The sequence below is a fragment of the Neorhizobium sp. NCHU2750 genome, from assembly GCF_003597675.1.
Classification (GTDB): domain Bacteria; phylum Pseudomonadota; class Alphaproteobacteria; order Rhizobiales; family Rhizobiaceae; genus Neorhizobium.
In genome coordinates this window covers 530,143-556,322 of record NZ_CP030827.1, presented here as the reverse complement: position 1 = coordinate 556,322, position 26,180 = coordinate 530,143, and the positions used below count along the sequence as shown (strand labels likewise).

Annotated in this window: 27 protein-coding genes; 15 read left to right on the top strand and 12 right to left on the bottom strand. The window is 61.9% G+C overall.

The window, feature by feature from the left end; all coding sequences use genetic code 11:
* Window positions 1-166 precede the first annotated feature (166 nt).
* The 9 genes from ispH to coxB all read right to left on the bottom strand — a co-directional run bounded on the left by ispH (window position 167) and on the right by coxB (window position 8,059).
* Window positions 167-1,207, bottom strand: coding sequence for a 4-hydroxy-3-methylbut-2-enyl diphosphate reductase (ispH, locus tag NCHU2750_RS02630; RefSeq protein WP_119939034.1), 1,041 nt, complete (start codon window positions 1,205-1,207; stop codon window positions 167-169).
* A gap of 76 nt (window positions 1,208-1,283) precedes the next feature.
* Window positions 1,284-2,045 (bottom strand): SURF1 family protein, encoded by a 762-nt coding sequence (locus NCHU2750_RS02625; protein ID WP_119939033.1) that lies wholly within the window; start codon window positions 2,043-2,045, stop codon window positions 1,284-1,286.
* Window positions 2,042-2,527, bottom strand: a complete 486-nt coding sequence (locus NCHU2750_RS02620) for a L,D-transpeptidase family protein (RefSeq protein ID WP_119939032.1) — start codon at window positions 2,525-2,527, stop codon at window positions 2,042-2,044. The genes NCHU2750_RS02625 and NCHU2750_RS02620 overlap by 4 nt, the downstream gene beginning before the upstream one ends.
* Window positions 2,528-2,629: 102 nt before the next feature.
* Complete coding sequence (locus NCHU2750_RS02615) at window positions 2,630-3,508, bottom strand: cytochrome c oxidase subunit 3 (protein ID WP_119939031.1); 879 nt, start codon at window positions 3,506-3,508, stop codon at window positions 2,630-2,632.
* A 60-nt stretch (window positions 3,509-3,568) separates the two neighbouring features.
* Entirely contained in the window at window positions 3,569-4,195 is a 627-nt protein-coding gene (locus NCHU2750_RS02610) for a cytochrome c oxidase assembly protein (protein ID WP_119939030.1), read from the bottom strand.
* Between the two features lie 54 nt (window positions 4,196-4,249).
* Window positions 4,250-4,387 (bottom strand): cytochrome c oxidase system small membrane protein, encoded by a 138-nt coding sequence (locus NCHU2750_RS30295; protein ID WP_092998476.1) that lies wholly within the window; start codon window positions 4,385-4,387, stop codon window positions 4,250-4,252.
* Complete coding sequence (cyoE, locus tag NCHU2750_RS02605) at window positions 4,387-5,343, bottom strand: heme o synthase (RefSeq protein WP_119939029.1); 957 nt, start codon at window positions 5,341-5,343, stop codon at window positions 4,387-4,389. Before cyoE ends, NCHU2750_RS30295 begins: the two co-directional genes overlap by 1 nt.
* A 55-nt stretch (window positions 5,344-5,398) precedes the next feature.
* On the bottom strand, window positions 5,399-7,105 hold the full coding sequence (gene ctaD, locus NCHU2750_RS02600) for a cytochrome c oxidase subunit I (protein WP_119939028.1): 1,707 nt from the start codon (window positions 7,103-7,105) through the stop codon (window positions 5,399-5,401).
* Between the two features lie 15 nt (window positions 7,106-7,120).
* Window positions 7,121-8,059: a cytochrome c oxidase subunit II gene (coxB, locus tag NCHU2750_RS02595; protein ID WP_119939027.1), complete on the bottom strand. Its 939-nt coding sequence runs from the start codon at window positions 8,057-8,059 to the stop codon at window positions 7,121-7,123.
* Window positions 8,060-8,445: 386 nt separating this feature from the next.
* Here coxB and NCHU2750_RS02590 point away from each other — a divergent pair, with 386 nt between their 5' ends.
* The 6 genes from NCHU2750_RS02590 to NCHU2750_RS02565 all read left to right on the top strand — a co-directional run bounded on the left by NCHU2750_RS02590 (window position 8,446) and on the right by NCHU2750_RS02565 (window position 13,956).
* A complete protein-coding gene (locus NCHU2750_RS02590) occupies window positions 8,446-9,075 on the top strand; it encodes an invasion associated locus B family protein (protein ID WP_119939026.1) in 630 nt (209 codons plus the stop codon).
* Between the two features lie 32 nt (window positions 9,076-9,107).
* Window positions 9,108-9,653 carry a YcxB family protein gene (locus NCHU2750_RS02585; protein ID WP_119939025.1) on the top strand — a complete coding sequence of 182 codons (546 nt, stop codon included), beginning with the start codon at window positions 9,108-9,110 and terminating at the stop codon, window positions 9,651-9,653.
* 113 nt (window positions 9,654-9,766) lie between these two features.
* Window positions 9,767-11,182: a metalloprotease TldD gene (gene tldD / locus NCHU2750_RS02580; RefSeq protein WP_119939024.1), complete on the top strand. Its 1,416-nt coding sequence runs from the start codon at window positions 9,767-9,769 to the stop codon at window positions 11,180-11,182.
* Window positions 11,183-11,187: 5 nt separating this feature from the next.
* On the top strand, window positions 11,188-11,676 hold the full coding sequence (locus tag NCHU2750_RS02575; protein ID WP_119939023.1) for a GNAT family N-acetyltransferase: 489 nt from the start codon (window positions 11,188-11,190) through the stop codon (window positions 11,674-11,676).
* Window positions 11,677-12,022: 346 nt separating this feature from the next.
* Entirely contained in the window at window positions 12,023-12,814 is a 792-nt protein-coding gene (locus NCHU2750_RS02570; RefSeq protein WP_119939022.1) for a sulfite exporter TauE/SafE family protein, read from the top strand.
* A gap of 89 nt (window positions 12,815-12,903) precedes the next feature.
* On the top strand, window positions 12,904-13,956 hold the full coding sequence (locus tag NCHU2750_RS02565; RefSeq protein ID WP_119939021.1) for a polysaccharide deacetylase family protein: 1,053 nt from the start codon (window positions 12,904-12,906) through the stop codon (window positions 13,954-13,956).
* A 20-nt stretch (window positions 13,957-13,976) separates the two neighbouring features.
* Here the strand turns inward: NCHU2750_RS02565 and pdxH are convergent, their stop codons facing one another.
* Window positions 13,977-14,597 carry a pyridoxamine 5'-phosphate oxidase gene (gene pdxH / locus NCHU2750_RS02560; protein ID WP_119939020.1) on the bottom strand — a complete coding sequence of 207 codons (621 nt, stop codon included), beginning with the start codon at window positions 14,595-14,597 and terminating at the stop codon, window positions 13,977-13,979.
* A gap of 65 nt (window positions 14,598-14,662) precedes the next feature.
* On the opposite strand from pdxH, the gene NCHU2750_RS02555 reads away from it, so the two are divergent.
* The 4 genes from NCHU2750_RS02555 (at window position 14,663) to NCHU2750_RS02540 (ending at window position 18,192) form a co-directional block, all read left to right on the top strand.
* Window positions 14,663-15,121, top strand: a complete 459-nt coding sequence (locus tag NCHU2750_RS02555; RefSeq protein ID WP_119939019.1) for an RT0821/Lpp0805 family surface protein — start codon at window positions 14,663-14,665, stop codon at window positions 15,119-15,121.
* 317 nt (window positions 15,122-15,438) lie between these two features.
* Entirely contained in the window at window positions 15,439-16,608 is a 1,170-nt protein-coding gene (locus NCHU2750_RS02550) for a DnaJ C-terminal domain-containing protein (protein ID WP_119939018.1), read from the top strand.
* 162 nt (window positions 16,609-16,770) lie between these two features.
* Window positions 16,771-17,589, top strand: a complete 819-nt coding sequence (fabI, locus tag NCHU2750_RS02545; RefSeq protein ID WP_119939017.1) for an enoyl-ACP reductase FabI — start codon at window positions 16,771-16,773, stop codon at window positions 17,587-17,589.
* A 15-nt stretch (window positions 17,590-17,604) separates the two neighbouring features.
* A complete protein-coding gene (locus tag NCHU2750_RS02540; protein WP_119939016.1) occupies window positions 17,605-18,192 on the top strand; it encodes a histidine phosphatase family protein in 588 nt (195 codons plus the stop codon).
* Between the two features lie 56 nt (window positions 18,193-18,248).
* Here NCHU2750_RS02540 and NCHU2750_RS02535 read toward each other — a convergent pair whose 3' ends face one another.
* Complete coding sequence (locus NCHU2750_RS02535; protein WP_119939015.1) at window positions 18,249-18,506, bottom strand: DUF1344 domain-containing protein; 258 nt, start codon at window positions 18,504-18,506, stop codon at window positions 18,249-18,251.
* A 297-nt stretch (window positions 18,507-18,803) separates the two neighbouring features.
* Between NCHU2750_RS02535 and NCHU2750_RS02530 the strand changes: the two genes are divergently transcribed.
* The 5 genes from NCHU2750_RS02530 to NCHU2750_RS02510 all read left to right on the top strand — a co-directional run bounded on the left by NCHU2750_RS02530 (window position 18,804) and on the right by NCHU2750_RS02510 (window position 25,065).
* Entirely contained in the window at window positions 18,804-21,953 is a 3,150-nt protein-coding gene (locus NCHU2750_RS02530) for a putative bifunctional diguanylate cyclase/phosphodiesterase (RefSeq protein WP_119939014.1), read from the top strand.
* A gap of 222 nt (window positions 21,954-22,175) precedes the next feature.
* Window positions 22,176-23,288, top strand: coding sequence for a chorismate synthase (gene aroC, locus NCHU2750_RS02525; RefSeq protein ID WP_119939013.1), 1,113 nt, complete (start codon window positions 22,176-22,178; stop codon window positions 23,286-23,288).
* A 10-nt stretch (window positions 23,289-23,298) separates the two neighbouring features.
* Window positions 23,299-24,399 (top strand): 3,4-dihydroxy-2-butanone-4-phosphate synthase, encoded by a 1,101-nt coding sequence (ribB, locus tag NCHU2750_RS02520; protein ID WP_119939012.1) that lies wholly within the window; start codon window positions 23,299-23,301, stop codon window positions 24,397-24,399.
* A gap of 83 nt (window positions 24,400-24,482) precedes the next feature.
* Window positions 24,483-24,758: a BrnT family toxin gene (locus NCHU2750_RS02515; protein WP_119939011.1), complete on the top strand. Its 276-nt coding sequence runs from the start codon at window positions 24,483-24,485 to the stop codon at window positions 24,756-24,758.
* Window positions 24,745-25,065: a BrnA antitoxin family protein gene (locus NCHU2750_RS02510; protein ID WP_119939010.1), complete on the top strand. Its 321-nt coding sequence runs from the start codon at window positions 24,745-24,747 to the stop codon at window positions 25,063-25,065. Before NCHU2750_RS02515 ends, NCHU2750_RS02510 begins: the two co-directional genes overlap by 14 nt.
* A 6-nt stretch (window positions 25,066-25,071) precedes the next feature.
* On the opposite strand, the gene NCHU2750_RS02505 is transcribed toward NCHU2750_RS02510, so the two are convergent.
* The gene (locus NCHU2750_RS02505; RefSeq protein ID WP_119939009.1) at window positions 25,072-26,070 is read right to left on the bottom strand and encodes a Gfo/Idh/MocA family protein; all 999 of its coding nucleotides are present in this window, start codon (window positions 26,068-26,070) and stop codon (window positions 25,072-25,074) included.
* Between the last annotated feature and the right edge of the window lie 110 nt (window positions 26,071-26,180).

The following is a 26,180-nucleotide window of genomic DNA, read 5'->3' as shown; positions in this document are numbered from 1 at the left end:
GGAGTGTAACCCCATCTGCCTTGTGGGGCATCTTGTGGGAAGGAGAATGTCCCGCATAATGGATGTGCGGCGGCACTTATTCGCTAGAGGCTTTATTGCCTCGGCGCGTGTTGCAACCGACGCCGGCCCTGCGCTTACGCTCCGGGCGCTCCTCCCTCGAAACGATTCACTGGATCGTTTCGTCGGCTACGCCGACCGGGCGTCGCCCATTGACCCAGGCCATGTCCTCGACGGTCAGCGGCACGGAGCGAAGCTCGCGGTTGACGAGGAAGTTTTCCGTCTCTTCGGCGGTGATCGCCAGTTCGATCTCGGCTGCGAAGCGCTGCTTGAAGGCCTCGATGATCTCGTCGACGATCACCTCCGGCGCGGAGGCACCGGCGGAAAGGCCAAGTGTGCGGATAGTGCCGATCTCGTCCCAGTTCAGTTCGGAAGCGCGCTGCACCAGAAGCGAGCGCTTGGCGCCAGCCCTCAGCGCCACTTCGACAAGGCGCTTGGAATTGGACGAGTTGGGCGCGCCGACGACGATGAAGAGATCGCAGCCGGGGGCCGCTTCCTTGACCGCTTCCTGGCGATTGGTGGTGGCGTAGCAGATGCTGTCGGCGGCCGGTGCCTGAAGGTTCGGGAAACGCTCCTGCAGCTTGGCGATGACGCCCGCCGTATCGTCGACCGAGAGCGTCGTCTGCGTCACGTAGCCGAGATTGTCGGGATCTTCCGGCATATAGGCTTCGGCATCGGCGATCGTATCGACCAGCGATACCGTGCCTTCCGGCAATTGTCCCATCGTGCCGATGACTTCCGGATGGCCGGCATGGCCGATCAGCACCACATGGCGGCCGAGGCGCTGGTGGCGCATGGCCTGCTTGTGGACCTTGGAGACCAGCGGGCAGGTCGCATCGAGATAGAAGAGGTTGCGCGCCTGCGCATCTTCCGGCACCGATTTCGGCACGCCATGGGCGGAGAAGACGACCGGCTGCTCGCGATGTTCCGCGGGAATCTCGTTCAACTCCTCGACGAAGACGGCGCCCTTGGCTTCCAGGCCTTCCACGACGTAGCGGTTATGGACGATCTCGTGGCGGACATAGACCGGCGCACCATATTGTTTCAACGCCAGCACGACGATCTGGATCGCCCGGTCAACGCCGGCACAGAAGCCGCGCGGGCCGCAAAGCCTGATCGTGAGAGCCGGTTTGGTGACCTGGATATTCATTCCGTGTCCGCTGTCGTTAAGATGTCCTGAGCCTCATATAGGCGAGCGGGCATGAAGGCGCCAACAGAAAATGTCGTTATCCGTGTGCCGTGCCCGGCCTGCGCCCCCGCCACCACATGCCAGAGACGACCGCCACAAGTGCCAAGGCCAGCCCATACCAGGTGATGGCATATTGCAGATGATTGTTGGGAAGATCGAACTGGGTGACGCCGCCCCTTGGCCAGCCACCGGGATTTTTCAACCTAGCATCGGCATCGACGAAGAAGGGCAGGACACGGGACGGATCGAGACCGTCGCTTGTCACCATCGCATCGAGATCCTTCCAGTAGAAGATGTTCTTCTTCAGGTCGTTATCCGGCACCAGCATGGAAGGCTTGCCGGGCAGTCTTGCGCGGGCATAGCCGGTGATCGTCTGCTCGCCCGTCACTTCGCCTGCTGGTCGGGTGGCCGCATCCTTCATCTCGTAGGGCACGAAGCCGCGATTGACGAAGGCCACGCGTCCATCGGACAGCGCCAGCGGCGTATAGACGTAAAACCCGGTCTGCCCCTCGAAGGTGGCGAAGAAATGCCGTTCCTTCGCGTGGTCGAAGGTGCCGGAGAGAGTCACTCGACGATATTCGATGTCGTCGCCCGCCGCGGCTTTCCGCTCAATCTCCGATAGCGGTACCGGGGCTGCGGCACGGCGCTCAGCAATATCGGCCAGCAGACCTTCCTTCCAGTGCAGACGCTCCACCTGCCAGGTGCCGAGGGAGAGGAGGATGGCGAGAGCGGCAAGGACGAGCAGCGCCGTCACAATCCGCGCTCCACGTCCGCGGGCCGACTGCATTGACGCGCTCATGGCCGGATCTCGATCGGCGTCCCATCCGGGACAAGCGCCCATATCTCATCCATTTCCGGATTGGTCACAGCAATACAGCCATCGGTCCAATCGAACCACTGGGTCAGCGAGCCGAGCCACCCGAAATAGTTCCGCTGGCCGTGGATCATGATCATGCCACCCGGATCCTCCCCGGCAGCGCGTGCGCGTGCGGTATCTGACGGACCGGGATAGGACACGTGCATGGAGAGATGATAGCCGCTTCTGGCATTTCGCCAGTCGAGAACATAGTTGCCCTCTGGAGTACGGCCGTCACCTTCCTTTTCTTTATGCCCTACCGGCGAGCCACCGAGTGCGATCGGATAGGTCTTGACGATGGTACCGCCGCTCAGAATCTCCATCCTTCGCTCGCTTTTCAGCACTAGAACCCGGGTAGCGACCGGCTGAGCCAAAGCCAGGCCGGCAGACCAGAAGATCGTCAGCGCGAGGGCAATCCATCGCATGGGCGGGCACTCTCCATTTCACCGCGGCCCAGCGGTCGATCACAAACGACAAAGGCAGGCACGTGAGCGCGTCCGCCTACCATGTATTCATGGTGTCTACCATCACATATGCGCCAGCGGTGCGCCCCAGCCACCCCAGATATAGATGGAGAAGAAGAGGAAGAGCCAGACCACATCGACGAAATGCCAGTACCAGGCGGCGGCCTCGAAGCCGAAATGGCGTTCGGGGGTGAAGCCGCCATTGATGGCGCGGATCAGACAGACCAAGAGGAAGATGGTGCCGATCAGCACATGGAAGCCATGGAAGCCGGTGGCCATGAAGAAGGTGGCACCATAGATCGAGTTGGCGAACTCGAAGGGAGCATGGGCGTATTCATAGGCCTGGACCGAAGTGAAGAGGACGCCCAACGCGACCGTCAGCGACAGGCCGGTCACCAGTCCCTTGCGGTCGTTGTGCAGCAGCGCGTGGTGCGCCCAGGTCACGCATGTGCCCGACAGTAGCAGGATCACGGTATTGTAGAGCGGCAGGTGCCAGGGATCGAGGACCTCGATGCCCTTGGGCGGCCATTGCCCGCCGACTGCTGCAACGCGGGCGGCCTGAATGGCTTCCGAGGGGTACAGGCTCGCATCGAAAAAGGCCCAGAACCAGGCGACGAAGAACATCACTTCCGAGGCGATGAACATGATCATGCCGTAGCGCAGATGCAGCGACACGACACGGGTGTGGTGGCCCGCATGGCCTTCCTTGACCGTATCGGTCCACCAGCCGATCATTACATAGACGATGATGGCGAGACCAATGAAGAACAGCCAGGGCGTTGCAAGGTTGAGGCCGAATATGTGGAACTCGCTGCCCTTGATGTAGCGCATGTAGCCGACGCCACCGAAGGTGATGACGAAGGCGCCGATCGCCGCCAGGATCGGCCAGGGGCTCGGATCGATGATGTGGTAGTCGTGATTCTTCTGATGCGCGTCTGCCATGTCGAACTCCCCGATGAATGCCTCTCCTCCACGTCCCGGAACCCTTCCGGCACGCGCCTCTCAAAGCTTGCCGTCAGCTCCCTGCCCTGCCTTTGCCGCAGCCACCGGCCTTGCCGGCTCGCTCGGATAGAAGGAATAGGAGAGCGTGATGGTCTTGATGTTCTTCGTCTCTTCCGCCTTGACGATCTCCGGATCGACATAGAAGACGACGGGCATGGAGACGGTCTGGCCCGGCTGCAGCGTCTGCTCGGTGAAGCAGAAACATTGCACCTTGTTGAAATAGGCGCCGGCTTCCATGGGCGTGACGTTGAAGACCGCCTGGCCGGTGGTCGCGGTCGGCGAATGGTTGGTGGCGGTAAATTCCACCTGCACCGTCTCGCCGATCTTCGGCTCGACCGATCTGGCCGGGCGGAAATCCCAGTTCAGCCCGCTCGATATGTTGGCGTCGAAAGTGACGTCAATGGTGCGGTTCAGCACTCTGGTGGAATATTGCTCGACGCGCTGGGTGGTGCCGTTATAGCCGGTGACCTGACAGAAGAGACGGTAGAGCGGCACCGAAGCATAGGCCGCGCCGACCATGCCGGCGACGAAGACCGCACAGCCAAGGAAGATCGAGGCATTGCTGACGCGCCTTACCGGAGAAGGTGCGCCCTGCCCGTCATTGCCGCTTCGAACCTCGCCTGCCATGTCGCTCCTCCCCAAGCTCCATCCGGCTGAAATTGTCAGTCTATATGCAAAATCCTAGTTCCAGAACCCGCCCACCTTGACCAGCGTGATCACGTAGAAAAGGACGCAAAGCCCTGCGAGAACAAGGCCGAGCGCGACATTGCGGTTTCGCCGCGACTTCTTCTGTGCCTCGCTGAGCTTGATCGTGTCGATCACATGAGCCCCCCGACGATGTGGGCGAGATCGGCAGCGACATGATCGAACAGCAGGCCCGAGAAGATCGCGAAGAGATAGAAGATCGAATAGAAGAACATCTTCTTGGCCGGCACCATCTTCTCGTCACCATCGGGCATGCGAAGGACGAGGATGGAATAGTAGATGAAGACGGCATTGAGGACGGCGGCAAAGATGCCGTAGCCGATGCTCGCCAGACCGGTAAAGGTCGGCGCTACGGTGATGGCGGCCATCAGCAGCGTATAGAGGAACATCTGCCGCTTGGTGGAGCGTTCGCCGACGACATTCGGCATCATCGGCACGCCGACCGAACCGTAATCGCGCATCTTGAACAGGGCCAGCGCCCAGAAATGAGGCGGGGTCCAGAGGAAGGTGATCATGAACAGGATGGTGCTGTTCAGTGACACGTCGCCGGTGACGCAGGCCCAGCCGAGCATGGGCGGGAAAGCGCCGGCGGCACCGCCGATGACGATGTTCTGCGGCGTCGAGCGCTTCAGCCACATCGTGTAGATGACGGCATAGAAGAAGATGGTGAAGGCGAGCAGGCCGGCGGCGAACCAGTTGACCGCAAGGCCGAGGATAACGACCGAGAAGGCAGACAGCGTCACGCCGAAGGCGAGCGCCTCGCGCGGCTCCACCCGGCCGGCAGGGATGGGACGCTTGGCGGTGCGGGTCATCACCGCATCGATATCGGCGTCGTACCACATATTGAGCGCGCCGGATGCGCCGGCGCCGACTGCGATACAGAGGATCGAGATGATCGCCAGCGCCGGATTGATATGGCCCGGTGCCAGAATCAGGCCGACCAGCGCGGTGAAGACCACCAGCGACATGACCCGCGGCTTTAAGAGCGCAAAATAGTCGCGCGCATCCGCCTCGGAGAGGAGTTTTCCTTCCTCGTTGCCAAGCACGCTGGTCGAGTCGATGACGGTCATTTCAACTTAAATCCTGACGACATGCCGGGCTCCTCCCAGACACTCGGCCAAATTCTCATTTGATGCGGGGAAGCTGTTCCCACTGGTGATAGGGCGGAGGTGACGACAATTGCCATTCCAGCGTCGTCGCACCTTCGCCCCAGGGGTTATCACCGGCAACCCGCTTCTTGGCGAAGGCCTCCCATACGCCAAACAGGAAGATGAGTACACCTACGAATGATATATAGGAGCCGATTGAGGACACGTAATTCCATCCGGCAAAGGCATCGGGGTAATCGATGTAGCGGCGCGGCATGCCGGCGAGGCCGAGGAAGTGCTGCGGGAAGAACACCAGATTGACGCCGACGAACATGACCCAGAAGTGCAGCTTGCCGATCTTCTCGTTATACATGTAGCCGAACATCTTCGGGAACCAGTAATACCAGGCGGCAAAGATGGCGAAGACGGCGCCGAGCGACAGAACGTAGTGGAAGTGGGCGACCACGTAATAGGTGTCGTGCAGCGAACGGTCTAGGCCGGCATTGGCAAGCTGCACGCCGGTGACGCCACCGACGGTGAACAGGAAGATGAAGCCGATTGCCCAGATCATCGGCGTCGCGAAGGTGATCGAGCCGCCCCACATGGTGGCGATCCAGGAAAAGATCTTGATGCCGGTCGGCACCGCGATGACCATGGTGGCGAAGACGAAATAGCGCTGCGCATCGAGCGACAGGCCGACCGTATACATATGGTGCGCCCAGACGACGAAGCCGACGGCACCGATCGCCACCATCGCATAGGCCATGCCGAGATAGCCGAAGATCGGCTTTTTCGAGAAGGTCGAGACGATGTGGCTGATGATGCCGAAGCCGGGCAGGATGAGGATATAGACTTCCGGGTGGCCGAAGAACCAGAACAGGTGCTGGTAGAGGATCGGGTCACCGCCGCCTTCTGGCGAGAAGAAGGTGGTGCCGAAATTGCGGTCGGTCAGCGCCATGGTGATCGCACCTGCAAGAACCGGCAGCGACAGGAGCAGAAGGAAGGCCGTCACCAGAACCGACCAGGCAAACAGCGGCATCTTGTGCAGCGTCATGCCCGGTGCGCGCATGTTGAGGATGGTGGTGATGAAGTTGATCGCGCCCAGGATCGACGAGGCGCCGGCGATATGCAGCGAGAAGATCGCCAGATCCACCGCCGGCCCCGGCTGGCCGGTGGTCGACAGCGGCGGATACATGGTCCAGCCGCCGCCCACGCCATAGGCACCGGCCGGGCCTTCGACGAACATCGACAGGATCAGCAGGAAGAAGGCCGGGACGATCAGCCAGAAGGAAATGTTGTTCAGGCGCGGGAAAGCCATGTCGGGGGCGCCGATCATGATCGGCACCATCCAGTTGGCAAAACCGCCGATCATGGCCGGCATGACCATGAAGAAGATCATGATCAGCGCGTGGGCGGTGGTGAACACGTTGAACATGTGCTTGCCGCCATCGATGGCGGCATCGCCCTCGAAACCATAGACCATGGCTGCCAGGCCGTGGAAGATCTGGATGCCGGGTTCCTGCAGCTCCATGCGCATGGCAACCGACAGGAGGCCGCCGACGACTCCGGCCATGATCGCGAAGATCAGGTAGAGCGTGCCGATATCTTTATGGTTGGTGGAAAACAGCCAGCGGGCGGCAAAGCCCGGCTTGTGGTGATGATCCCCATGGGCATGGGCATCGCCATGCCCCGAACCGTGGGTGTCGCGGGCGTGGGAATGATCGTCGTTGGTCATGTCAGCCATTGTCCTCGCCTCCCCTTACTTGACGTCGTTTGCCGCGACACGCAGGTCGTCGGCGATGTTGCTGTCGGTGGAGGCGAGAAGCGCCTTGTAGGCACCCGGCAGGTCATTGGCCGCGGCGGTGAGCCAAGCATCGTATTTTTCTTGCGGGACGACCCGGATGGCGATCGGCATGAAGGCGTGGTCCTTGCCACAGAGCTCGGAACACTGTCCGTAATAAAGGCCCTCGCGCTCGGCGCGGAACCAGGTTTCATTGAGCCGGCCCGGCACGGCGTCGATCTTGACGCCGAAGGCGGGCATGGCGAAGGCATGGATCACGTCGGTCGGAGCCGAGGTCACGAGAAGGCGTACGGTCTTGCCGACCGGGATGACCATCTCGTTGTCGACGGCGAGAAGGCGGGGATAGACCGCCCTGTCTTCCTTGCCGGCGGCGGCGCGGTCCTGATCCTTCAACAGATAGCTGTCGAAGGCGACCGGCTGCGCGTTGTCCCCCTTGCCCGAGCCCTCATATTCATAGTTCCACTGCCATTGGGTGGCGGTGGCCTTGACCGTCATGTCGGTCTTGGGGATCTCGAGCTGAGCGTTCAGGAGATTGAAGGACGGGATGGCGAGCAGAAACAGGATCAGCACCGGCGCCAAGGTCCAGACCACCTCGATGATCGCATTGTGGCTCACCCGCGACGGGTTCGGATTGCGCGCCGCGCGGAATTTCACCGCCACGACGATCAACAGCGCCAGCACGAAAAGCGTGACGGGAACGATAAACCAGAGCGTGTAGTGCTCGAACCAGCGGATCTGGTGCATGATCTCGGTTGCCGGCGCCTGAAGGTCAAGCTGCCAGGCATGCGGCTGGTCGGCCCAAGCTGCCGACGCTGCGACCGAAACGCCCACCAGCCCCGCAAGCGGGGCCGCGAGCCGACAGATGATAGACATCATCACTGCATAAGCCCTGTTCATCACCAACTTTCTCCCCATGCGTGTGATCCAGATCAAATCTTACGCATTCTCCAAGCTGTATGTTGGGTTCAACCACAGTTTGCTTATATCCGCAACGCCTTGCGACAAATGCCCCTGCGGCATTTTGCGCATCAAACAGGCGTGCCGACTTGCGGTTGCGCACCCTTTTCCTCCCAAGAACGTCCTCCCCCTCCAGAGAGTCGTCCTCAAACCTGAGGATAAGCCTTTTCGCCGGGCAAATTCCACCAGATTTTAAGGTCCTACCCCGTCTTGTGACTTGAACAGGGTCCTACTTTCGCCGTACTCCGCTCAAAAAGTCGGCAAGGCTTTCCATTCGCCCGGCGGGCGACAACAATAGCCGCCAGTGATTCTTACCAGAGGTCTCCATGGGTCGTCCCTCCCTCATCGGCGCAAGCCTGATCGCCTTCCTCGCGCTTGGCGCGGTATCCCCGGCCTTGGCCCAGCCTGTGCCGCAGGCTGCCCCGAAGGCGCCAGCGACGGGTGCTGCCCCGAAAGGACCGGCACTGCAGGCGCCCGCCCCGACGCCCGGCGCCGAACCCGGCCCGTCGCCTTCGGCCCAGCAGCCCGGCAATATCAAGGAGACCCACGGCGCCTGGTCGGTGATCTGCGACAAGCCTGCCGGTGCCAATGCCGAGCAATGCGCGCTGATGCAGAACGTGATTGCCGAGGACCGGCCGGAAGTCGGTCTTTCCGTCGTCGTCCTGAAGACGGCCGACCGCAAGGCGCGCATCCTGCGCATCCTGGCGCCGCTCGGCGTGCTTCTGAAGGACGGCATGGAGCTTTACGTCGACAACAACAATATCGGACGTGCCTATTTCACCCGCTGCTTCTCCGAGGGCTGCTATGTGGAAGTGGATATCGACGACGAGTTGATGCGCATTCTGAGGGCCGGCAAGAATGCCGTGTTCGCGCTGCGTGAATCCTCCGATCAGGACAGGGTCGGCATTCCGGTCGAACTCAACGGCTTCGGCGAAGGCTACGACGCGCTTCCCTGATCAACGCCGCGCATCAGAAAGACGACAGGATAATGGACCTCAAGGGCCGCCACCACTTCACCGCCCGCTATAACGACGACATGGTTCGGGATGCGATAAAGACCTTCGTCTGGCGTCGCACCGTGGTCGACCAGAAGATGATGTGGATCATCTCCGGGCTGATGGTGGTGTTTGCCATCGTTCTCTTCGCGACCGGCGAGAGCGCCCTGATGGCGGGCGTCGCGCTCATTCTCGGCGTGATCCCGTTCATCTTCGTGGCCGTCGTCTGGCGCAACCGCTGGAACGGCACGTTCAACCGTTACAAGAGCCTGGCAGATCCGAAGGCCGACATGACCATCGATGCGGGCGGCATCGACATCGTCTCCGAGCTCGGCGGCGCGAAGATTGCCTGGAGCGACGTGACCGAGGTGTGGGAGCGCCCGAGCGCCTTCATGATCTTCACCGAGGACAATGAATTTTCCACGCTGCCCAGCGCAACCATGCCGGAACCGGTCAAGGCCTATCTGCGGGCGCGGCCGAAGCAGGAGAACATGCACGACCCGATCCTCGGCCCCGCGCCGACGCCGCCACGGGCATAACCGACACAAGACAGGCTTGCGCCGACCCGGCTGCGGACCTACATCGGTTTTCAACATATCCAGGCTTGGGCAAACGGCCGCCCTTCATCCGCCTGTGGGCAAGGAGCCTTTTCATGAACACCGATCTCTTGAGCCTGTTCGACAGCGACGAGGAAAAGCTGCGCGCCATCGTGGCGCAAGCGCTTGCCGGCGCCGATGACGGGGAACTCTATGTCGAGCATGCGCAGGCGGAATCGCTGACCTTCGACAACGGACGCCTGAAGGGCGGCTCGTTCAATACCGACCAGGGTTTTGGCCTGCGCGCGGTTGCGGGCGAAGCGGTCGGATATGCGCATGCGGGCGACCTCAGCGCCGCCGCATTGCAGCGCGCCTCCGATGCCGTACGTGCGGTGACCGCCGGCTATTCCGGCTCCTATGCGGCCGCCCCTCAGGGGACCAACAAGAAATATTACGGCGACGAGAACCCGATCGGCCAACCGAGCTTCGAGGCCAAGGCCAAGCTGCTTGCCGAGGTGGACGCCTATCTGCGCGACAAGGACCCGAAAGTACGGCAGGTGACGGTGTCGATCGCCGCAAGCTGGCAGGTGGTCGACATCCTGCGCGCCGACGGCCACCGGGTGCAGGACATCCGCCCGATGACGCGGCTCAACATTTCCGTCATCGTCGGCGAAGGCGACCGGCAGGAAAGCGGCACATTCGGCACCGGCGGGCGGATCGGCTTCGGTGATTTCATCGCCGACGGCAACTGGAAGACGGGCGCCGACGAGGCGCTGCGCCAGGCGCTGGTCAATCTCGAGGCGATCGAGGCGCCGGCGGGTACGATGGATGTGGTGCTCTCCTCCGGCTGGCCGGGCGTGATGCTGCATGAAGCGGTCGGCCATGGGCTGGAAGGCGATTTCAACCGCAAGAAAACCTCGGCCTTTGCCGGCCTTCTCGGCGAAATGGTCGCTGCTCCCGGCGTCACCGTCGTCGATGACGGGACGATCGACAACCGCCGCGGTTCGATCACCGTCGACGACGAGGGCACGCCTTCGGCCTATAACGTGTTGATCGAGAACGGCCGTCTCGTCGGCTACATGCAGGACCGGCAGAATGCCCGGCTGATGGGCATGAAGCCGACCGGCAACGGCCGCCGCCAGGGCTATTCGTCGGTGCCGATGCCGCGGATGACCAATACCTACATGCTCGGCGGGACGAAGACGCCGGAAGAGATCATCTCTTCGGTGAAGAAGGGCATCTATGCCGTCTCTTTCGGCGGCGGCCAGGTGGATATCACCTCGGGCAAGTTCGTGTTCGGCTGCACCGAGGCCTATCTGATCGAGAACGGCAAAGTCGGCCCGGCAATCAAGGGCGCCATGCTGATCGGCAACGGGCCGGATGCGATGAAGCGCGTGTCGATGGTCGGCAATGACATGAAGCTCGATACCGGCATCGGCAATTGCGGCAAGGCGGGCCAGTGGGTGCCTGTCGGCGTCGGCCAGCCGCATCTGAGGATGGACCAGGTCACCGTCGGCGGCACGAAGGCGTAAGTCAGATGAGCGACATCGTCATCCGCTCGTTCGTGCCCGGCGACGAAGAGGGCATTTTCGGCGTCATCCTGCCGATCCAGCAGGAGGAGTTCGGCGTCGCGATCACGGCTGCCGACCAACCGGATCTCGCGTCGATCCCCGACTTCTACCAGAGCGCCAGGGGTGGGTTCTGGGTGGCGGAAAAGGACGGCGCGATCGTCGGCACGATTTCGCTGAAGGATATCGGCCATGACGAGGCGGCACTGCGCAAGATGTTCGTTGCGGCAGAGGTGCGTGGCAGGGAATTCGGCGTCGCCGCCCGGCTGCTCGACGCGCTGTTTGTTCATGCGGCCGATGCGGGACTGAAGACGATCCTGCTCGGCACGACCGCCAAATTTCTCGCCGCCCACCGGTTCTATGAAAAGAACGGGTTTAGCGAGATCCCGGCCGACGACCTGCCGGAAAGCTTTCCGCGGATGGCGGTGGATACGAAATTCTATAGACGGGCGGTTTGAGAGGCTGATCGAAGGTTTTCACTCTTCAGCGACAGGTCGAAATGTACCGACAACAACTCCGGCGACCAAAGTCCCCCTCTGGCCTGCCGGCCATCTCCCCCACAAGGGGGGAGAAGACCCGTGGCACCCGCCGGCCTCAGTCAGGCCTCGGCGGAGCGGCTGGGTTAAGCCCTCCCCCTTGTGGGGGTCCGAAGGACGGGTTGAGACCCGTGGCTCAACCCCGGCATGGTTGGGAGGGGTCTTATTCGCATACGTTATCCCTGCTGAGACCCGCGACGCCGCTTGACTCCCACACCAAAAGATTGCCACCTGCGGCACCGCCCCTCACCCCGCAGACTGCAGTCCCATGACATCCCCCGATCCGATCTCCGCCTTTCTCGCCACCTGGCTTCCAGGCCACTCGATCGGCGAACTCGTCTTCGTGTTCTGCGCAGCAGTGATCGCCGGGCTTGCACGTGGATTTTCCGGCTTCGGCGGCGCGTTGATCTTCGTGCCGCTCGCCAGTGCGGTGACGAGCCCTGCCATCGCCTCGGCGCTGCTTCTCGTCATCGACGGGGTGATGACGCTCGGCATGGTGCCGGAAGGATGGCGCAGGGCGAACCGGCGCGAGGTTTTCACCATGCTGGCAGGCGCCGTCGTCGGCGTGCCGGCGGGAACGGCGGTGCTTTCGCTTCTGCCGTCGATCACGCTGCGGTGGATCATTTCGCTTGTCGTGCTTTGCCTGCTCCTCTTCCTGATGTCCGGATGGCGCTATCACGGCCGGCCGAAGACATGGCTGACCGTCTGCGTCGGCGCGCTTGCGGGCCTGTTCGGCGGGGCGGCCCAGATGTCGGGGCCGCCGATCGTCGCCTACTGGCTGGGTGGCGCGATCGAGCGCGGCACGGTGCGCGCCAATCTCGTTCTCTATTTCGCGCTCGGCACGGTGCTTTCGGCGACATCCTACATCGTCACCGGCATCCTGACGCTCGAAGTGCTGCTGATCGCGATCATCGCCGGACCGGCTTATGGCATCGGCCTGACGCTCGGCTCGCACATGTTCGGGCTTGCCAGCGAGACGACATTCCGGCGGATCTGCTTCACTTTGATCGGGGCCGCCGCCATCGTCGGCATGCCGCTGCTCGATGGCCTGCGGCCGTGAACAACCCCTGATCGGCGTGATGTTCAACAAGGCTTAACCCGGCCCGCGTTACCCTTGGGTATCGACAGGCAGGGGTGACTATCGAAACAATGAAGGAACGAGCGAAAGCGATCTGGCGTCGCAACCTGAAGCGCTGGCTGATCGGCGCCGGGCTGGAGGCGTCCGCCATCGCGACCCGCGCAGGGTTTATGAAGACCGCGCGCGGGGCCGGCGTCATCTTCACCATGCATCACGTACGGCCGGAATCGGCCTCGATCATCGGGCCGAACCGGCATCTGGAAGTGACCCCGGAATTCCTCGATACCGCGATCCGCGAATTGAAATCGCTCGGCTACGATTTCGTGGCGCTGTCGGATGTGCCCGAGCGGCTCGCCAGACCGACGGAGCGGCCCTTCGCCGCCTTCACGCTCGATGACGGCTACCGGAACAATGCCGACCACGCGCTGCCCGTCTTCGAAAAGCACGGCGTGCCCTTCACCGTGTTCATCGCACAGGGGCTTTCGGAACATAGCCAGCCGCTCTGGTGGGAAATCATCGGCCGGCTTCTGCGACAGGAAAAGCAGGTCCGCTTCGATTTCGGCCGAGGCATGGAAGTGCTGGAACTGCGCAATCCGGTGCAGCAGCTCGATACGTTCTTCCGGTTTTCGAGCTATGTCTGGCGCAACAACGAGGCGCAGGCCACGCAAACGCTCTGCGAATTCGCCAAGGGTTACGGCATCGATCCGCTGTCGATGACCACCGAACTGATCATGGGGCCGGAAGAGCTCAAGCGGTTTGGCGAACATCCGCTGGTGACCCTCGGGGCGCATACCGTTACCCACAGGAAACTCTGCCGGCTGAGTGCCGAGGAGGCGGAAGACGAGATGCGCCGCTCGGCCGAATGGCTGGCGAATCTCACCGGCAAACGACCGACCGCAATCGCCTATCCCTATGGCAGCCGTGACGCGATCGGCCCGCGGGAGTTCAAAACGGCGACCGATCTCGGTTTTGTGATCGGGCTGACGACACAACCGGGAATGCTGACCGCGGCCGATCTGTCCCGGCTGACCGCCCTGCCGCGCGTCTCGCTTAACGGGTATTACCAGAAGAGCCGCTATGTCGCGGCCCTTGCCTCGGGGCTTCCGTTCGCACTGAAACGATAGGCTTTTTCAGCAGAAACGGCTTACGGATACATGCGCACCTTCTGCCATGAACCTGCCGGATCCTCGCGGCGGAACTCGATGCGGTCGTGCAGGCGGAACTGGCGGTCGTGCCAGAATTCGATCGATGTCGGGCGAATGCGGAAGCCGGACCAGTGCGGCGGGCGGGGAATTTCGCCGATGGCATAGCGCGCCGTATATTCGGCCACGGACTTCTCAAGCGCGAAACGGCCTTCGAGCGGGCGGGACTGTTTCGACGCCCAGGCGCCGATGCGGCTGCCGCGCGGGCGCGAGGCGTAGTATGCATCGGCTTCGGCATCGCTGACCACTTCGACCGGGCCGCGCAGGCGCACCTGGCGACGCAGCGATTTCCAGTGAAACACCATGGCCGCCTTCTTCTGCCCGAGAATTTCCTGGCCTTTCTGGCTTTCGAAATTCGTGTAGAAGACGAAACCGTGCTCGTCGAACCCCTTCAGCAGGACCATCCGCACATTGGGAAGACCATGTTCATCGACCGTTGCAACCGCAACGGCGTTCGGATCGTTAGGCTCGGAGGCTTCGGCATCCTTCAACCACCGGGCGAAGAGGGCGAAGGGCTCGGATTCTTCGGTGAAGTCACCTGTTGTTAACTCACTTGAAGACATATTGACTTAAATGCTCCCAATCTGCTCGAACATGCCCGAGACTATTCACCGGACAGGACATTAGGGTGACAGTGATATCAAAGTGGACCGACATGACAAAGGGCTGGTGCCGCAAGAGCGGCGCTGCAATTTGCCTCGCCACTTTCGCGCTGTCGCTCGGCGGATGCACGAGCAGCCTCGACATGTTCGGCAGCACCGACAAGGTGGACCGCTCGATTTCCACCGGCACCATTCCGGTCAAGCAGCAGTCCGACACCAGCATTTCCGACGAGGCGACGGTGCGCAACGCCGTGACATCGGCCGATCTCAACAAGATGGGCGATACCCCCCTTCCCTGGGCCAATACCGCCACCGGCAGCGCCGGCGTCGTCTCCGTGATCCGCGAAGACAATGATCAGGGCCATACCTGCCGCGCCTTCAGGACCACACGTCATTCCTACGAGGGAATCGCGGTCTTCGCCGGCCAGGCCTGCATGACAGGCAGCGGCGACTGGATGCTCACTGCCTTCGACAAGCAAGGCTGACCCAAACGTTTCACCGGCCCACCTGACCCCGCCTGCCTGATCGGCCGGCAGGATTGCCATGTCAGCGCCACGGCGTCAGCGGTCACGTCAATGTGTGCCCGAAGCAAACACCGTATTTACCCTCTCTTTACTATGCCTTCGGCGCCCAGGCCGATTGTAACCACTGATTCAGGACTGCACCCCTACTCTCCCTATCCGAGAAAAATCGGAGCAGCGAGCGGCGCATGATGGCGCTGCGTTGCCCGTGATTGTGTCGAGTATCGGGGGGGCGCGATTTTGCCGTACCCACCGCAAGAAGCGTAACCGGTGGTCTCACAATGCGCGATCCCTATTCCATTCTCGGCGTCAAACGGAACGCCGACGCGGACGAAATAAAGGCGGCCTGGCGAACCAAGGCCAAGACGATCCATCCCGACCAGAACCGGGACGACCCGAACGCGACCGACCGGTTCGCCGAGGTGGGGCAGGCCTATGAGCTGCTAAAGGATCCCGAGCGCCGCAAGCGCTACGACCGTGCGGCCGACATGCACCAGACGATCATGCAGCAGCGCGAGGATGCCGAGCGCGCCAAGGCGGCCAAGGCCAGGGCTGAAAAGGTGATGGAGGAACTGGCGAAGGCACAGGCCGCGCTGGCGGCCAAGACCCAGGCGCAGCCGCAGGCCCAGGCGGCCAAGGGCGGCGCTGCCAAGACGGGAAGCAGTCAGACGGGAAGCGGCCAGGCGGGCCCGCAAGCCGGCAAGAAGCCGGGCGAGAGCCCGGAAGCCACGATAGAGCGGATTTTCGGCGGCAGCCCGGAAGCGCGCGAGCGCGCCAAGGACCATGCCAAGGATCAGCCGGACGCTGCATCAGAGCAGAAGGGCGGCGAGGCTGCGCCCAAGGACGAGGCCCCGGCGGAAGCCCGCTCGCCACTGCCGATGATGGCGGTCGACCTGATCAGCAACCTGGTCAAGCGCTGGCGCGGAACCGCACCGGTTCCGGAAAAGGCGCCTGATCTCCTGGTCGAGGCAAGGATCACCATTGCCGAATTCCTGGCCCTGAGGCCGGTCACGGTGAAGCTTCCGGATGATCGCGAGGTACGCGTGCCGCTCGAACGGGGCGCATCAGACGGGCAGCAGATCCGGCTTGCCAGTCAGGGAACCAAGTTTGCGAGCCTGAAGCAGGGCGACCTGGTGGTGACGCTCAAGGCCGCCCAGGACGACCGTTTCACGGTACATGGGTTCGACATTCACACCATATTGCCGATCTCTCTCCAGGACGCCGTTCTCGGCGGCGAGGCCAGGGTCGAGACCCCGACCGGTCCCCGCACGGTCGAAATCCCCAGTTGGTCCGGTTCCGACAAGACCGTGAGGATCGAGGGGCTCGGCCTCCATGACAATGCCGGCGGCCGCGGCGATCTGGTGGTGGAACTGCGGATCGTGCTGGTGGATACGCCGGACGCCAAGGTGACCGACCTGATGCGGCTGATGCGCGACGGGCTCTACTTGTAGTCGACTGTTTGGGCCAAGCAAAGATGACGGCTGGATGACGTCATCCCCAGCCGCGCACCCTTTGTTACGCGGTCTTAACAGTTGATGATCTGTCGGAAGCTTGAACCCTGATGCGGCCTATGCCATAGGCAGCATTCATTTTTTCGTGTCAGGGATTACACAATGGTTCAGGCATCCGGCCTTATGGCAGGCAAGCGCGGGCTTATCATGGGCGTCGCGAACAATCGCTCTATCGCATGGGGCATTGCCAAGGCCATCGTCGACAATGGCGGTGAAGTGGCCTTCACCTACCAGGGCGACGCCCTGAAGAAGCGGGTAGAGCCGCTGGCTGCCGAACTCGGCGCCTTCATGGCCGGTCACTGCGACGTCAGCGACGAATCAACCATCGACGAGGTTTTCGAAAACATCGAAAAGCACTGGGGCAAGATCGACTTCATCGTTCACGCCATCGGCTTTTCCGACAAGGACGAGCTGACCGGCCGTTACGTCGACACCTCGGCTGAAAACTTCGCCAAGACGATGCAGATCTCGGTCTTCTCCTTCACTTCGGTTGCCCGTCGCGCCGAAAAGCTGATGACCGATGGCGGTTCGATGCTCACGCTGACCTATTACGGTGCGGAAAAGGTGATGCCGAACTACAACGTCATGGGCGTTGCCAAGGCAGCACTCGAAGCGAGCGTCAAATATCTCGCCGTCGACCTCGGCCCGAAGAACATCCGCGTCAACGCGATTTCGGCCGGCCCGATCAAGACGCTTGCCGCGTCCGGCATCGGCGACTTCCGCTATATCCTCAAGTGGAACGAGTATAACGCGCCGCTGCGTCGTACCGTGACCATCGAAGAGGTTGGTGATGTCGGCCTTTACATGCTGTCCGACCTGTCGCGCTCGGTGACCGGCGAAGTGCATCACGCCGATAGCGGGTATCACACGATCGGCATGAAGGCCGTCGACGCTCCCGACATTTCCGTCATCAAGGACTAAGCAGGAAGGCTTGCCGTGCTCATCTATGTGATCCGCCACGGCCAGACGGACTGGAATGCAGAAGGCCGGCTGCAGGGCCAGCGCGATATTCCGATCAATGCGATCGGCCGCGGCCAGGCAACCAGCAACGGAGAGGCGCTCGGCGCCCTCCTCGGCCCCGCAGAGGGGTTCGATTTCGTTGCAAGCCCGCTCGGGCGCACCCGCGAGACGATGGAACGGGTGCGCGCGGCGATGGGACTTCCCCCTGAAGAATACCGCACCGAGGACCGCCTGAAGGAGCTCTCCTTCGGCGACTGGGAAGGCTATACGACGGCCGAGATCAAGAAGGTCGAGCCCGAACGGTTGCGCGAGCGCTCCAAAAACAAATGGAGCTTCATTCCGCCCGGTGCGGAGGCAGAAAGCTATGAAATTCTCTCATGGCGGATCGGCGCATGGCTTTCTTCCGTGAAGGAACCGACGGTCGCCGTCAGCCATGGCGGGGTGGTGCGCTCGCTTTTCCGCATCGTCGGCAATGTCGATGAGGAAGAAGCCTCCACCATGCCGATCCATCAGGACCGGATCGTACGCATCGATACAGAGGCCGGGACTATAGGCTGGATCTGAACGGGCCGTCGCGTTCGCGCAAACAGCACCGGCCATCCCAATAGCCGGGACATGCGTCAGACGATCTCGATATCGTCGACCAGGCGGCTTCCGTCGACCATGGTGTAGAACACCAGAACCTTGACGCCGGCCTTCAAGCCTTCGAAGTTGAATTCCTCGGAAACCTTGTAGGTCTTGCCGTCGTCGAGCGTCAGGCAGAGCGCCTTGGTGTCAACGGCCTTGATCGTCGCTTCCACGTCGGCACTCTGCGCCCAGCTGTTGAGCGGGGAGAAGATGCTGGCGGTTGCGAGCAGGGTGGCGATGATCATGCGCATTGTAGAGGCCTTTGCCGAGGTCCGGTGTGTTTCGTTTCGATGCAAATATGGCCCCGCGAATGTGGCAAAAATTGCCCGCGATCGTGGCATTTTACGCTCAAATCAGGGCTTTATTATTAACGGATGTTCATACAATACCTTAATTTCCTGTTCCGATGCAGCACAGGCCATGATTTACATAGTATTAAACAATGGATTTCCGCGCGGCCACGTCCGGAAATTCGCGAAATGATAAATTAACTCGACACAATCATAATATTTCGACGTTCAAGATAGTTAACGACGGGCATCAACACAGTGAAATTCAGGCCGCCGCACCGCCTAAGCTGGCAGAGTATCATTGCACCCAACCCGATCTCACTGCTGATAGCCCTTTCAATCTCTCTTTGCATCGTTGCAATCGCCTTCAATCTCGACCGCCGCAATACGGATGCGAGCCGGGCTGCACTGCGGGAAAATGTGGAAAACACCGCATCCTCCATGTCGCACAGGCTGGCGTGGCATCTGAAAGGCGACATCAAGGATACCGAGATCCTGGCTCACGAGCTGTTCCACGAAACGAATATTTCGCCGGATCACCTGCGCCAGCTGATCGGCCTGATATTCGAGAGCCATGGGCATTTTTCTGCCGTTGCCATCGCGCCGGGGCTTCAGATCTCGCAGATCCAGACCCCGACGGGGCTGCTGAAACCCGGCGAACCAAGTCCGTTCAACATCGAGCACCTGCGCACCGATCTCGGCAAGGCGGCGCGGATGAGCGAGCCGTTCCTGCTGACGGGCTCGCAGGAGAATCACATCACTCTCATCGTTCCGATGAAGCCGGAAGACGGCGGTTCACTCACGACCCGTGACGCGCTTGCCGTGATCATCGACAAGACCGCCCTGCTGCGGGCCGCAGGAATGATGCTCGACGGCGACCGGCCGAAAGAGAACCTGACCGATCTGAGCTGGACGAATTTTTCGCTCAGGGATGCCTCCAGGCCGGAATATCTGCCCTTTCTCGGCGACGATGGCGTCGATGGAAAATCGGCGCTGACGAAGACGATCGATGTAGCCGGATCCCGCTGGGAGCTGGCGATGGCGCCGAAAAATGGCTGGGAGGTGACACCCTCCAATCAGCGCAATTTTCGACTTCTGCTGGCGCTCGGCGCTCTTGGCGTGATCGGGCCGATCCTGGTTGCGACAGGGCTCCTGTCGGAGCGCAATCGCAATATCGCCGAACTCAAGATGCGCGAGGCAAACCTCGTCGACCTGTCCCAGCGCTTCAATCTTGCCATGGATGCTTCCAATATCGGCATATGGGAAGTGGCCGGCGATGGTGTGCAGCTGTTTCTCGACCGGCGCGCAAGGGCGCTGCATGGGGCCAGTTCCCGCCAGGAGATGCAGAAACTCAAGGACCTGCTGGGTCTCGTGATGCCCGAGGACCGGGCAAAGGCGGAAGCACACCTGCTGCGCTGGGCGCAGCTCTACGAGCCCTGCAGCGAGACATATCGGGTTGCCTTGTCCGACGGCACCGTCCGCCACCTAAGATCGGCCGGCGCGCGCTACGAGAATATCGACGGCAGCCAGCGCATGACCGGCATCGTCTGGGATGCGACCGCGGACATGCTGATGGCGCAGACCCTGCGCGACGCCAAGACGGATGCCGACGTCAAGAATGCGGAGCTTGAACTGGCGCTGGACGAGTTGTCCAACCGCGAGCGGGAACTCGAAGAATTGTCCAGCCGACTGGATCTCGCGCTCGCCTCCTATGGCTGCGGCATCTGGGAATATTCGCCGGCACTCGGAGTGGAAACCTGGGATGCCCGCATGTGCCAGCTCTACGGAGTACCGTTCACCAACGGCATCATGACCCAGGAGCGCTGGCTCAACCTGATCCTACCCGAAGACCGGCCGATCGCGATCAATGCGTCGAGAACCTATCTTGGCGGAAACACGCGCGAGGCGCTGGTGGTGCGCGTGCCGCAGCCGGACGGTTCGACCCGCTACATTCGCTCCGTCGGACAGTTGCATATCAGCAAAGACGGCTCGAAGAAGCTGATCGGCCTGGCCTTCGACGTCACCAAGGATGCCATCCTGACGGTCGAACTGCAAAAGGCAAAGACCGAAGCGGATGCCAAGAACAGCGAGCTGGAACTTGCCAAGAGCCGGATCGAGCACAACGCGCTGCACGACCCGCTGACCCTGCTTGCCAACCGTCGCAAGCTCGACCTCGAACTCGATGCGCTGAGCCGGGCGGGCGGGCGGCAGAAATTCGCGCTGCTGCATCTCGATCTCGATCGCTTCAAGCAGATCAACGACACGCTGGGGCATGCCGCGGGCGATGCGATGCTCGTGCACGCCTCACGCATCCTGACGCAGAATGTCGAGGACGGCGACCTGGTGGCCCGCATCGGCGGCGACGAGTTCGTCATTCTCGTCCATGGCCGCTCAAGCCAGGCGGAGCTTGCCAGGCTTGCCGAACGGATCATTTCCGACTTCCGTCTGCCGGTCGACTTCGAGGGCTTCTCCTGTCGCTGCGGCGTTTCCATCGGCATTGCGGAGGCCAATGGCTTCCATGTCGATGCGCGCCGCATTCTCGTCAATGCCGACCTCGCCCTCTACCGGGCCAAGGGGCTGGGACGAAATCGCAGCGAGTTCTTCACCCAGAACCTGCATGCCGAGATCATCGACCACAAGCGCACGGCCGACGAGCTTCTGAGCGCCATCGACAACCACGAATTCGTCGCCTGGTACCAGCCGCAGGTCTGCGCCGAAACCAATATCCTGACCGGCGTCGAGGCGCTGATCCGCTGGAACCATCCGCGCCGTGGCATCCTGACACCCGACCATTTCCTCAAGATCGCCGACGATATCAACGTTTCGGCGACACTGGACCAGATCGTGCTGGAGACGGCGCTGAAGGACAAGATGCGCTGGACGGCGCAGGGCATCGTCATTCCCCGCGTCTCGGTCAATGTCTCGGCCAAGCGACTGCACGACACGAACCTGATCGAGATGCTGCGCGGCCTGCAGATATCTCCCGGCGAGATCGCCTTCGAACTGGTGGAATCGATATTTCTCGACGACAGCGACACCAGCGTCGTCGACAATCTGGAAAAGATCAAGGAACTCGGCATCGACGTTGAAATCGACGATTTCGGCACCGGGCACACGTCGATCGTCAGCCTGCTCAAACTGCGGCCGAAGCGACTGAAGATCGACAAGCAGCTCGTGCAGCCTATCCTTGGGGCTCCCCAGGAGCGGGCGTTGGTGCGATCGATCGTCGATATCGCCCGCTCGCTCGGCGTCGAGACGGTGGCAGAAGGGGTCGAGACCTTCGACCATGCGCGCCTGCTGCGCGAGCTGGGCTGCGACGTTTTGCAGGGTTATGCCTTCGCCCGGCCGCTGCCCTTCGAGCAGCTGGCGGAGGCCGCCCGCAAGGGCTGGAAGCAGCCGGCAGCATGATCGCGTTCGACTGACCGGACTGTTCACTGCCGCCGTACCGCAAGGGCGCAAGAAAAGCTTGTCCGAAGGCGGCCTTTTGCCTATGAAAGCCCTCATAAAAACGGTGTTCCCAACGCCTGCGATGCCATATTCCACCTATGGTGCACGAAGACGCTGCGACACTCAAAATCCGTGCGTCGCCATTTCCAGGGATTGCGGCGAACCAGCAGTCAGGCAGCATTGATGTCCCACAACACGTTCGGTCACCTTTTCCGCGTTACGACCTGGGGCGAGAGCCATGGGCCTGCACTCGGCTGCGTCGTCGACGGCTGCCCTCCCGGCCTTCGCTTCACACTGGCGCAACTTCAGGCCTGGATGGACAAGCGCAAGCCCGGCCAGTCTCGCTTCGTCACCCAGCGGCGCGAGGACGATATCGTCAAGGTGCTTTCCGGCGTGATGTTCGACGAGGACGGCGAGACGATGATCTCGACCGGCACGCCGATTTCGATGCTGATCGAGAATACCGACCAGCGCTCCAAGGATTACGGCGAGATTGCCCGCAGCTACCGCCCCGGACATGCCGACTATACCTATGACGTCAAATACGGGATCCGCGACTATCGCGGCGGCGGACGGTCCTCGGCCCGCGAGACGGCGGCGCGCGTTGCGGCAGGCGGAATCGCCCGGCTCGTCGTTCCCGGCGTCAAGGTTCGCGGCGCGCTGGTGCAGATCGGCAAGCACAAGATCAACCGCAGCAACTGGGACTGGGCGCAGGTCGACCAGAACCCGTTTTTCTGCCCGGATGCGGCTATGGTTCCCGTCTGGGAAGAGTATCTCGACGGCATCCGCAAGGCCGGGTCCTCGATCGGCGCGGTCGTCGAAGTCATTGCCGAAGGCGTTCCCGCCGGTCTTGGCGCACCGATCTATGGCAAGCTCGACCAGGATATCGCCTCGCTGCTGATGTCGATCAATGCGGTCAAGGGCGTCGAGATCGGCGAAGGTTTTGCCTCGGCGGAACTGACCGGCGAGGAAAATGCCGACGAGATGCGGATGGGCAATGACGGAAAGCCGATCTTCCTGTCCAACCATGCCGGCGGCATCCTTGGCGGGATTTCCACCGGCGAAGCGATCATTGCACGTTTCGCCATCAAGCCGACCTCCTCGATCCTGACCGAGCGGCGGTCGATCGATGCCGACGGCCACAATGTCGATGTCCGCACCAAGGGCCGCCACGACCCGTGCGTGGGCATTCGTGCAGTCCCCATTGGTGAAGCCATGGTCGCATGCGCGATCGCCGATCATTACCTCCGAGACCGTGCCCAGACCGGGCGTCAGACGGCCGATATGAACCTCTAGGAATACTTTCATGGCATACGATCAGAAACGCGTCGTCGACGCCATCCGCGCCTTCGAAGCCGGCGAAATCGTCGTCGTCACCGATGATGACGACCGCGAGAACGAGGGCGACCTGATCGTCGCCGCAGTCCATTGCACGCCCGACAAGATGGCCTTCATCGTGCGCCACACGTCGGGTATCGTCTGCGCACCGATGCCGCGCGGCGAGGCCAAGCGGCTGAACCTCAATGCCATGGTGGCCGAGAACGACAGCGCCCACACGACGGCCTTTACCGTGACTGTCGATTTCAAGCATGGCACGACGACCGGCATTTCGGCCGAGGACCGGACGCTGACGGTTCGCAATCTCGCCAATCCGAATGTCGGCCCGGCCGACTTCGTCCGTCCAGGCCATATCTTCCCGCTGATCGCGCGCGAGGGCGGCGTGCTGATGCGCTCCGGCCATACGGAAGCCGCTGTCGATCTCTGCAAGCTTGCCAACCTGCCGCCGATCGGGGTGATCTGCGAACTCGTCAATGACGACGGTACGGTCACGCGCGGCCAGCAGGTTACCGAGTTTGCCGCCAAGCATGGCCTGAAACAGGTATCGGTTGCCGACCTGATCGCCTATCGTCAGCGCAAGGAAACGCTGATCGAGGTGATTTCGTCCTTCGACGTCGCCACGGCGAACGGCAAGGCCAAGGCTGTCGCCTATTCGCTGCCCTGGGACCCGATGCAGCATGTCGCCGTGATCTTCGGCGATATCCGCGATGGCGTCGATATTCCGGTCCGCCTGCATCTGGAAAACGTCGCACAGGACGTGTTCGGTGCCGAGCGCTCCGTCGAGCGCTACATGAAGGTCATCGAGAAGGAAGGCCGCGGCGTCATCATCTATCTGCGCGAGGGCTCGGTCGGCGTTGGCCAGACGGATACCGGCCGCAAGGTGCGCCAGGGCCAGGAAGCTCATGCGGAAGCCCAGGCACGCGAAAGCGAATGGCTGGAAATCGGGCTCGGCGCGCAGATCCTCAAAGATCTCGGCGTCACCTCGATCAAGCTCCTGACCCGCAGCGAACGCCACTATGTCGGGCTTGAAGGCTTCGGCATCCGGATCGCCGAAACGGTCATCTGCTGACCCCTACAATCGCGGGATTGTAACCATCTTCGTTTCATCGGATCGTCGCTCGTTGTCGGGCGGCGATTTTTCGTGTACGAATAATGGTCAAGTTTGTCTGGGATGAGATAAAGCGTCAGAGGAACATCCGGCTGCACGGCCTGGATTTTGCCGTGGTGGCTTCGGACTTCGACTTTTTGGAAGCATTGATCGAACCCAGTTATTCGGCTGCGGATGGACGACCGCGATATACGGCGATCGGACCGATGGGCGGTGATCTGACGACGGTCGTCTTTTCGATGATGGGTCGCGAGGCCATTTCGATCATCAGCGCACGGCGCGCCAGCCGGAAAGAAAGGAAACGCTATGCCGAAGACTGAATCCCGTTTCCCCGATATTACCGACGAAGAAGAGGCGCGAATCCATCAGGCTGCCGAAGAGGATCAGGACAATCCGCCTTTGACGGACGCGAAACTGGCAAGCATGCGCCCGTTCCGCGAGGTCTTCCCGGAAATGGCAGCAGAGATGGAGAAGGCGATTGCCGCGCGCGGCCGGCCGAAGATCGAGGCACCGAAGGTTGCGGTGACGCTGCGGCTCGATCCCGACGTGCTCGACAGGTTCAAGGCCTCGGGCAAGGACTGGCGAAGCCGCATGGCCGAGGAGTTGCGCAAGGCGGCCGGTTTGTAAGCCGGTTCAGCGGCTTGCAATCAAGATCTGCTCGATGAAGCGCTGGGCGCGCAAGGCATCGCCGCCGGTGACGCGCAAAGTGTCCTCACCCCTGACTGAGGCGAGAAAATTGCCGATCAGGGCGCGATGCATGTCGTGACCGAAGGCCATCGGGTCGGCGCCGCTGCCGATGCTCGTCTCGCCGCCCACCTGCGCCACCGTGCCATCGATGAAGGAAGCATCCAGCGTATCGCCGGAAAGCACGGCCGTGCCTTGCGTGCCGATCAGTTCGATGCGATCCGGCAGGCCCGGATAGGCCGCGGTCGTCGCGTTGAGCGTGCCGATCGCGCCGCTTTCATAGGAGAATGCGGCGGTGACCAGATCCTCGGTCTCCATCCTGTGGATCGGCGTGGTGCGGACGAAGGAGGCGACGTCCTTCGGCGTGCCGGCATAGCTCAGCAGCAGGTCGATCGTGTGAATGCCCTGGGTGAGCAGCACCCCGCCGCCGTCCCTTGCGCGCGTTCCCCTGCCCTCGACATCGTAATAGCTCTGCGGCCGCCAGTTGCGGATGGCGGCGGATGCCTCGACCAGCGATCCGAGGCGGCCGGTCAGGACGAGAAGGTCGAGTGCCAGCGCTGCGGGCCGGAAGCGGTTCTGCAGCACAACACCGAGCTTCACGCCGGCCTCTTCGGCAAGGTTGACGATCGCCTCGGCGCGCTCGAGGCTGATGTCGAGCGGCTTTTCGAGAAGGATATGCTTGCCGGCCGCCACCGCACGCTCGACCAGTTCCAGATGGCTGGAGGGCGGCGTCAGGATCAGCACCGCATCGATTGCCGGATTGGCGAAGATCGCCTCCAGACTGTCGACGACCGGGATCGGGTATTGCGCGGCAAAGGCCTGGCGGCGTGCCTCGGTCTGGCTATAGGCCGCGACGCATTCGACCTGATCGGCAAGATCGAGCAATGCGCGGGCGTGGTGGCCCGCCGCCATGCCGAGACCGATCATCGCCACCTGCAATTTCGCCATGCTCATTCCTCCTCTGGAAATCGACCGGGATGACTTAACCGGATCGGCGGCGTTTTGCGAAGCGGGAAGATTATCCGCATCGGACAAACCTGCGTGGCGAAAGGACGCTT

What these genes read in the sequence shown, in the direction of transcription:
- ispH (WP_119939034.1), bottom strand. Translation starts at nt 1,207, where the DNA reads ATGAATATCCAGGTCACCAAACCGGCTCTCACGATCAGGCTTTGCGGC.
- NCHU2750_RS02625 (WP_119939033.1), bottom strand. Translation starts at nt 2,045, where the DNA reads ATGAGCGCGTCAATGCAGTCGGCCCGCGGACGTGGAGCGCGGATTGTG.
- NCHU2750_RS02620 (WP_119939032.1), bottom strand. Translation starts at nt 2,527, where the DNA reads ATGCGATGGATTGCCCTCGCGCTGACGATCTTCTGGTCTGCCGGCCTG.
- NCHU2750_RS02615 (WP_119939031.1), bottom strand. Translation starts at nt 3,508, where the DNA reads ATGGCAGACGCGCATCAGAAGAATCACGACTACCACATCATCGATCCG.
- NCHU2750_RS02610 (WP_119939030.1), bottom strand. Translation starts at nt 4,195, where the DNA reads ATGGCAGGCGAGGTTCGAAGCGGCAATGACGGGCAGGGCGCACCTTCT.
- cyoE (WP_119939029.1), bottom strand. Translation starts at nt 5,343, where the DNA reads ATGACCGTCATCGACTCGACCAGCGTGCTTGGCAACGAGGAAGGAAAA.
- ctaD (WP_119939028.1), bottom strand. Translation starts at nt 7,105, where the DNA reads ATGGCTGACATGACCAACGACGATCATTCCCACGCCCGCGACACCCAC.
- coxB (WP_119939027.1), bottom strand. Translation starts at nt 8,059, where the DNA reads ATGAACAGGGCTTATGCAGTGATGATGTCTATCATCTGTCGGCTCGCG.
- NCHU2750_RS02590 (WP_119939026.1), top strand. Translation starts at nt 8,446, where the DNA reads ATGGGTCGTCCCTCCCTCATCGGCGCAAGCCTGATCGCCTTCCTCGCG.
- NCHU2750_RS02585 (WP_119939025.1), top strand. Translation starts at nt 9,108, where the DNA reads ATGGACCTCAAGGGCCGCCACCACTTCACCGCCCGCTATAACGACGAC.
- tldD (WP_119939024.1), top strand. Translation starts at nt 9,767, where the DNA reads ATGAACACCGATCTCTTGAGCCTGTTCGACAGCGACGAGGAAAAGCTG.
- NCHU2750_RS02575 (WP_119939023.1), top strand. Translation starts at nt 11,188, where the DNA reads ATGAGCGACATCGTCATCCGCTCGTTCGTGCCCGGCGACGAAGAGGGC.
- NCHU2750_RS02570 (WP_119939022.1), top strand. Translation starts at nt 12,023, where the DNA reads ATGACATCCCCCGATCCGATCTCCGCCTTTCTCGCCACCTGGCTTCCA.
- NCHU2750_RS02565 (WP_119939021.1), top strand. Translation starts at nt 12,904, where the DNA reads ATGAAGGAACGAGCGAAAGCGATCTGGCGTCGCAACCTGAAGCGCTGG.
- pdxH (WP_119939020.1), bottom strand. Translation starts at nt 14,597, where the DNA reads ATGTCTTCAAGTGAGTTAACAACAGGTGACTTCACCGAAGAATCCGAG.
- NCHU2750_RS02550 (WP_119939018.1), top strand. Translation starts at nt 15,439, where the DNA reads ATGCGCGATCCCTATTCCATTCTCGGCGTCAAACGGAACGCCGACGCG.
- fabI (WP_119939017.1), top strand. Translation starts at nt 16,771, where the DNA reads ATGGTTCAGGCATCCGGCCTTATGGCAGGCAAGCGCGGGCTTATCATG.
- NCHU2750_RS02535 (WP_119939015.1), bottom strand. Translation starts at nt 18,506, where the DNA reads ATGCGCATGATCATCGCCACCCTGCTCGCAACCGCCAGCATCTTCTCC.
- aroC (WP_119939013.1), top strand. Translation starts at nt 22,176, where the DNA reads ATGTCCCACAACACGTTCGGTCACCTTTTCCGCGTTACGACCTGGGGC.
- ribB (WP_119939012.1), top strand. Translation starts at nt 23,299, where the DNA reads ATGGCATACGATCAGAAACGCGTCGTCGACGCCATCCGCGCCTTCGAA.
- NCHU2750_RS02515 (WP_119939011.1), top strand. Translation starts at nt 24,483, where the DNA reads ATGGTCAAGTTTGTCTGGGATGAGATAAAGCGTCAGAGGAACATCCGG.
- NCHU2750_RS02510 (WP_119939010.1), top strand. Translation starts at nt 24,745, where the DNA reads ATGCCGAAGACTGAATCCCGTTTCCCCGATATTACCGACGAAGAAGAG.
- NCHU2750_RS02505 (WP_119939009.1), bottom strand. Translation starts at nt 26,070, where the DNA reads ATGGCGAAATTGCAGGTGGCGATGATCGGTCTCGGCATGGCGGCGGGC.